Annotated in this window: 7 protein-coding genes; 3 read left to right on the top strand and 4 right to left on the bottom strand. The window is 65.7% G+C overall.

Annotation, left to right across the window (positions count from 1 at the left end):
• The 3 genes from AC1DQ3_RS36140 to AC1DQ3_RS36130 form a co-directional block, all read left to right on the top strand.
• Nucleotides 1–269: thiamine pyrophosphate-dependent enzyme (locus tag AC1DQ3_RS36140; protein WP_477124889.1), on the top strand; the 269-nt coding region annotated here is incomplete at its 5' end.
• A 78-nt stretch (nt 270–347) separates the two neighbouring features.
• On the top strand, nt 348–1388 hold the full coding sequence (gene pta, locus AC1DQ3_RS36135; protein ID WP_477124888.1) for a phosphate acetyltransferase: 1041 nt from the start codon (nt 348–350) through the stop codon (nt 1386–1388).
• The gene (locus AC1DQ3_RS36130; protein WP_477124887.1) at nt 1385–2146 is read left to right on the top strand and encodes a TSUP family transporter; all 762 of its coding nucleotides are present in this window, start codon (nt 1385–1387) and stop codon (nt 2144–2146) included. The genes pta and AC1DQ3_RS36130 overlap by 4 nt, the downstream gene beginning before the upstream one ends.
• Before the next feature lie 26 nt (nt 2147–2172).
• Here AC1DQ3_RS36130 and AC1DQ3_RS36125 read toward each other — a convergent pair whose 3' ends face one another.
• The 4 genes from AC1DQ3_RS36125 to AC1DQ3_RS36110 form a co-directional block, all read right to left on the bottom strand.
• Nucleotides 2173–2589: a PIN domain-containing protein gene (locus tag AC1DQ3_RS36125; protein WP_477124886.1), complete on the bottom strand. Its 417-nt coding sequence runs from the start codon at nt 2587–2589 to the stop codon at nt 2173–2175.
• A complete protein-coding gene (locus AC1DQ3_RS36120; RefSeq protein ID WP_477124885.1) occupies nt 2576–2812 on the bottom strand; it encodes a FitA-like ribbon-helix-helix domain-containing protein in 237 nt (78 codons plus the stop codon). Before AC1DQ3_RS36120 ends, AC1DQ3_RS36125 begins: the two co-directional genes overlap by 14 nt.
• Before the next feature lie 108 nt (nt 2813–2920).
• Nucleotides 2921–4639, bottom strand: a complete 1719-nt coding sequence (locus AC1DQ3_RS36115; RefSeq protein WP_477124884.1) for a cobaltochelatase CobT-related protein — start codon at nt 4637–4639, stop codon at nt 2921–2923.
• Nucleotides 4639–5631 carry an AAA family ATPase gene (locus AC1DQ3_RS36110; RefSeq protein ID WP_477124883.1) on the bottom strand — a complete coding sequence of 331 codons (993 nt, stop codon included), beginning with the start codon at nt 5629–5631 and terminating at the stop codon, nt 4639–4641. Before AC1DQ3_RS36110 ends, AC1DQ3_RS36115 begins: the two co-directional genes overlap by 1 nt.
• Between the last annotated feature and the right edge of the window lie 372 nt (nt 5632–6003).

The raw sequence follows: 6003 nt of genomic DNA, 5'->3' as shown, positions 1-6003 counted from the left end.
TCGACTTCTACAACCGCCGCTTCGTCGCCGGCGAACTGGATAACCAGAGCTTCGCCGAGATCGCCCGCGCCATGGGTGCCGAGGGCATCGTGGTCGACAAGCTGGAAGACGTGGGCCCCGCATTGAAGCGCGCCATCGACCTGCAGATGCACCACGGCAAAACCACCATCATCGAGATCATGTGCACCCGCGAACTGGGCGACCCCTTCCGCCGCGACGCCCTGGCCAAGCCCGTGCGCATGCTCGACAAGTACAAGGACTACGTCTGAGCCAGTCAGTCAGCGGACGTCTGGCCGGAGGCGGCGTCCGCTGCTTCCGGCCATATTCCATTCCGAGCGATACCCATCATGAAAGCGATCAACCGCATTATCGAGCGCGCCCGCGCAACGCCCCAGCGCATCGTGCTGTGCGAGGCAGAAGACCCACGCATCCTGCAGGCGGCGCAACGCGCCACGCGCGAGGGCATCGCCCGCATTGTGCTGGCAGGCGATGCTGCACGCATCCGCCAGGCTGCCGCCGGCGCGGACATCGACCTTGCCGGCATGGACGTGATCGATCCGGCCAGCTCCGCACTCGCGCCGTCCCTGGCGCAAAAGCTCTTCGCACTGCGCGCAAAGAAAGGCATGACGCTGGAGAACGCCAAACGCGAGGTGCTCAAGCCCCTGTGTTTTGCCAACCTGATGGTGCGTCTGGGCCACGCGGACGGCTCGGTGGCCGGCGCGGTGCACACCACCGCCGATGTGGTGCGCACCGCCATCCAGGTCATCGGCATCCACCCTTCGTCCAGRCTGGTGTCGAGCTTCTTCCTGATGATGCTGTGCGAGCCCTTCCACGCGCTCAAGGGCGGGCTGATTTTTTCCGATTGCGGGCTGGTGGTGGACCCCGATGCCGGCGAACTGGCCGAGATCGCGATGGCGGCGGCGGACAGCGCGCAAAGCCTGTTGATGGACACGCCGCGCGTGGCGATGCTGTCGTTCTCCACCAGCGGCAGCGCCCGGCATGCGGCGGTCGACAAGGTGGTGGAGGCCACGCGCCTCGTTACCGAGCAGCGGCCCGGCCTGGCGATCGATGGCGACGTGCAGCTCGACGCGGCCATCGTCGCCGAAATCGCCAGGAAGAAGATCGAGCACTCCAGGGTGGAAGGCCGCGCCAACGTGCTGGTCTTTCCCAGCCTGGAGGCCGGCAATATCGCCTACAAGCTGGCCGAGCGCGTGGGCGGCGCCAAGGCGATCGGACCCTTGCTGCAAGGGCTGCAGAAGCCGGCCAACGATCTTTCGCGCGGCTGCAGCGCGGACGATGTCTTCTACGTGATCGCCGTGACGGCGGTGCAGGCGCAGGCCGCCGCGCCAAGCCAGGCGGAAGCACCGATGGCCGCGCATTCGTCATGACCCTGGATCACCTTGTGCCGCTGCTCGCGCTGATGGGCGCGGCAAGTTATTTCCAGACAGTCACCGGCTTTGGCCTCGGCATGATCGTGATGGGCGCGACCAGCGGGCTGGGCCTGGCGCCAGTGGCTACCGTCGCCACCCTGGTGAGCCTGGTGACGCTGGCCAACAGCGCGGTGGCATTGCCGGGCAAGATGCACCATATCGACTGGCGCGCGGTGGGCGCGGCCACGCTGGGGATTCTTCCTTCGGTGGTGGTGGGTGTGTTGATGCTCGACTACCTGAGCAGCGCGGCTTCCGGCATCCTGCAGGTGCTGCTGGGCGCGGTGGTGCTATATGGCGGGCTGAGCGCGGCGCTGCGGCCTGCGCCTCTGCAGCGGCGCTCGGGCGACCGCAGCTTCTTTGTCAGTGGCATCTTTGGCGGACTGCTTAGTGGCATGTTCGGTGTATCGGGGCCGCCGCTGATCTTCCAGTTCTATCGGCAGCCGCTGTCGCTGGTGGAGATTCGCTGCGCGCTGATTCTTGTGTTCACGGCGACCTCGGTCACGCGCACGCTGTTCAGCGCGTGGCAGGGCGAACTCGGTGCCGATATCTGGCTGCAGGCAGCGCTCGCGGTACCTGTCGTAGCCGTGGCTACGATCGCGGCCCGGCGATTTCCACCGCCGCTCTCGGGCGTGGCAACGCGGCGGATTGCATTTGGGGTGCTGGTGGCGATTGGGGGGTACCTGATGCTGCCGGGGCTGATTGACCTCGTCACTTAGGGCTTCGTGCCGGTCACGCCCTCCCGTCAATCAAAGGGGTTTAACAATCGAGCCCCGGTATCCGTGAAGTCATCGACGTTGCGAGTCACGACGGTAAGGTCGTGGATCAGGGCTGTCGCGGCAATCAGCTTGTCCAGCGCATGTTCTGCGTGGGGGACGCGAAGTCGGCCCCATACCTGAGCGATTTCGTCGTCTACCGGGAGAATATGGTTCGCGAACTCGTGCAGCACCATCTCCAGCCAGCTTTCCAGGACCATTGCCTGCGCAGAGTCGCCACGATGCCGGATCAGTTCGACACCCCGGCGTAGTTCGCCGACCGTTATGACTGACATATACAAATCAGCCTCGTCTTTAACGGCATTGCGGAAGAAGGCGCGAACGCCCTTATTTGCGCGCTCGCGCTTCCTCGCCTCACTGATGACGCTGGTATCAACCAGATACACGCGCGGCCTCGCCCGAGTCGTCAACGCGCTCGAAATCTGCGTCTTCGCCAACGTTCGGCATACTCGTCAGCACCTCTGCGAAACTCTTGCGCTTTGTGGTACGTAGTGCACGTGCCAGAATCTCGCGGTGCTCGGCTTCTGCGCTGCGTCCATGCGCAGCCGCCTGCTCACGCAGTCTTTGGACTAGTGAATCGTCGATGCCGCGGACCAACAAATTTGCCATGTCATGCTCCCGGTAACCCATCCCTTAAATGATAGCATTGATATCAATTGGGCGAAGCGTGAGAGTACGGCATGCGAAAGAACGCGGCGACCCACGTTGCGTGGACGCTCACCAGCGTCCGCCAATCCAGCGCACGATCTCCGCGAACACCGGCATATCCGGCGGCACCGACAAGTCCAGCGCCAGGCAGCGCCGATAGTATGGACTCAGGTCCAGCCCGACGCCAAGACCCAGCACCTCCACGTCGCGCAAGGTCTCATGCCGCGCCACCACGTCCTTCAGGTGGTTGTCCAGGTAATACGCATCGTTGGCCTGCCCGGTAGCCGTATCCATCGGACTGCCGTCGGAGATCACGATCAATATGCGCCGGGCCCGCGCGCTGGCGAGCAGCCGCGCGCAGGCCCAGTCGACCGCCTCGCCGTCCACGCCTTCGCGAAACAGATCCGCCTTGAACAGCGCGGCGATATCGGCGCGTGCCCGCCGCCAGCTCGTGGCGGCGTCCTTGAACACCATATGACAGGTTTCATTGAGCCGGCCGGGATGCGCGGGCCGGCCCCGGGCCAGCCAGTCCAGCCGGGCGCGGCCGCCGTTCCACGCGCCAGTGGTAAAGCCCAGCACCTCGCTGGCCACGCCGGCCTGGTCGAGCGCGCGGGCAAGAATATCGACCATCATCGCAACCCGTTCGATGTGCGCCTTCATCGAGCCCGAGCAGTCGATCAGGAAGCTCACCGCGCAGTCTGCCTGCAGCTTGTGCCGCTCCTGCCGGAACAGCCGGCGCTCGGCCGGCGAGCTGACCAGTTGCGCGAGGCGGCGGCCGTCGATGCGGCCTTCCTCTTCGCCGAAGGACCAGCCGTCGCGCTGCGGCACGGCGAGCGATGCCGCCAGCGCACGCGCCAGCCGCGCCACGTTGATGCCTTGTTCGGCAATGCGCCGGTCGAGGCGTTCGCGGTACTCAGCCAGAAGCGCCTTGCGCACCAGGGATCCCGGCGATATCTCGCGGTCATAGCGCGTTGTGTAGGCGCGGTAGCCCTGATCGGCGCCGTGCAGCACGCGGCTATTGCCGGTGGCCGCAACCCCCATGGCCTCGTACTCGTCGTCCTCGAAACCGAGTGCGAGCGAGAACGCCACGCGCGCGGCTTCCTCATCTTCCGGGTCGCCGGCATCGTCCTGTGCCCGCCCGGCGCGCTCGGCGTGCAGCATCTCGCTCACCAGCCGCGCCATTTCCAATGCATGCACGGCAAACGCGCCTTGCTCCGCGCGCTGGCGGCGCAAGCCTGCCAGCGACACGCCCAGCACCGGCACGATGGCCGCGCGCGTGGCCTCGATCAGGTCCTCGGTGTCTTCCAGCACCGGCCAGCCTGACAGCCGCGACCACGTGATCTGCGCCAGCGTGTACAGCAGGATGCCCAGATGGCTCTCGGCCAGGCCGGCGCGATGGAACGCGCGGGACCACGCCTCGAAGCGGTGGCGCAGGTTCTGCGCCAGGCCCGGCATGCCGGCAGGCAGCAGCGATTCGCAGCGCAGTTGCTCCAGCAGTTCGAACACCAGCCGCTCCACCGGATCGGCGGGACACAAGCGACGGTGCAAGTCGACAGCGGAGTGCACAATGCGCAAAGCGGCCCCGTCTGCCGCGCCGCGCTGGGAAGTAAAGTCGTCCTGCGCATCGGTGCGCAGGTGCGGCGCATGCAACGGCAACGGCCGCAGATGGCGGCACAGGCGGCCGTCACGATAGTGCAGCGCGGCATCGCCGGTGAGGGCGCGCACCGCCGCCGCGCACAGGGCCTCGCGCTGCTGGCCGCGGCGGGCCGCCTGCCGGTCCGCGATCATCAGCGCGGCTCCGGCGCGTCGTCGCGCGTTGCCTCCAGCTCGGTCCCCAGGCACCGCTGGAAATATTCAGCCACGAGCGGACGCTCGGCGTCGTCGCATTTGTTCAGGAAGCTCAAGCGGAAGGCCAGCGCCGGGTCGCGGAAGATCTGGCAGTTCTCCGCCCAGCTGATCACCGTGCGCGGCGACATCAGCGTGGACAGGTCGCCGGCGGCAAAACCCTTGCGTGTGAGTTCGGCCACGCTCACCATCGATTCGATCAGCGCGCGCCCGGCCTCGTCGGCCAGTTCCGGCACGCGGGCCAGCACGATGCCGGCTTCTTCCGCGCGCGGCAGGTAGTTGAGCGTGGCCACCACGTTCCAGCGGTCCATCTGCGCGTGGTTCAACATCTGGGTACCGTGGTACAAGCCGTTCAGGTTGCCCAGCCCCACGGTGTTGGTGGTGGCGAACATGCGGAAGGACGGATGGGGATGGATCACGCGGTTCTGGTCCAGCAGCGTGAACTTGCCGTCGCGCTCCAGCATGCGCTGGATCACGAACATCACATCCGGGCGGCCTGCGTCGTATTCGTCGAAGATCAGCGCCACCGGGCGCTGCAGCGCCCACGGCACGATGCCTTCCTGGAATTCGGTGACCTGGCGGCCGTCGCGCACCACGATGGCGTCCTTGCCGACGAGGTCGAGCCGGCTGATGTGGCCGTCGAGATTCACGCGCACGCACGGCCAGTTGAGCCGGGCCGCCACCTGTTCGATATGGGTCGACTTGCCGGTGCCGTGCAGGCCCTGCACCATCACGCGGCGGTCGCGGGTGAAACCCGCCAGGATCGCCAGCGTCACTTCGGGGTTGAAGCGGTAGGCCGCGTCGATTTCCGGAACGTGATCGTCCCGTTCGCTGAAGGCCGGCACCATGAGGCCGGAATCGATGCCAAACAGGCTGCGTACCGAGACCATCCTGTCTGGCTTGCCCACCGCTAAATCCGTTTCGAATTCCGTCACGTCTGTCTCCTCTGCGTCATGTCCTGGCGGTGGCACGCATGTGCGCGCGCGGCGGCGCCTGCCGGTCGCCTTTGACTCATCATAGAGTAGTTTCACTTTTAGATACAAATCATCTCGTTTATTGTAACTACCTATTGACCTTCGCCGAGCACCGACCTACATTTCAATACAACAACGTTTTCCGGGACAATTAGTTCCGTTTTGATAAGTAGATCGGAGACACACCATGAGCGAACACCTTCCTGACGCCCTCAAGACCGACGCCACCGTCGCCACCGGCCCGCAGGCCATGACCCCCTCGGAAGCCTTCGTCGAGACCCTGGCCGCCAACGGCGTCTCCGACATGTTCGGCATCATGGGCTCGGCCTTCAT

Source organism: Cupriavidus sp. 01T418 (assembly GCF_056398885.1).
This window is presented reverse-complemented; position numbering and strand designations above follow the sequence as displayed.

What these genes read in the sequence shown, in the direction of transcription:
- AC1DQ3_RS36130 (WP_477124887.1), top strand. Translation starts at nt 1,385, where the DNA reads ATGACCCTGGATCACCTTGTGCCGCTGCTCGCGCTGATGGGCGCGGCA.
- AC1DQ3_RS36120 (WP_477124885.1), bottom strand. Translation starts at nt 2,812, where the DNA reads ATGGCAAATTTGTTGGTCCGCGGCATCGACGATTCACTAGTCCAAAGA.
- AC1DQ3_RS36115 (WP_477124884.1), bottom strand. Translation starts at nt 4,639, where the DNA reads ATGATCGCGGACCGGCAGGCGGCCCGCCGCGGCCAGCAGCGCGAGGCC.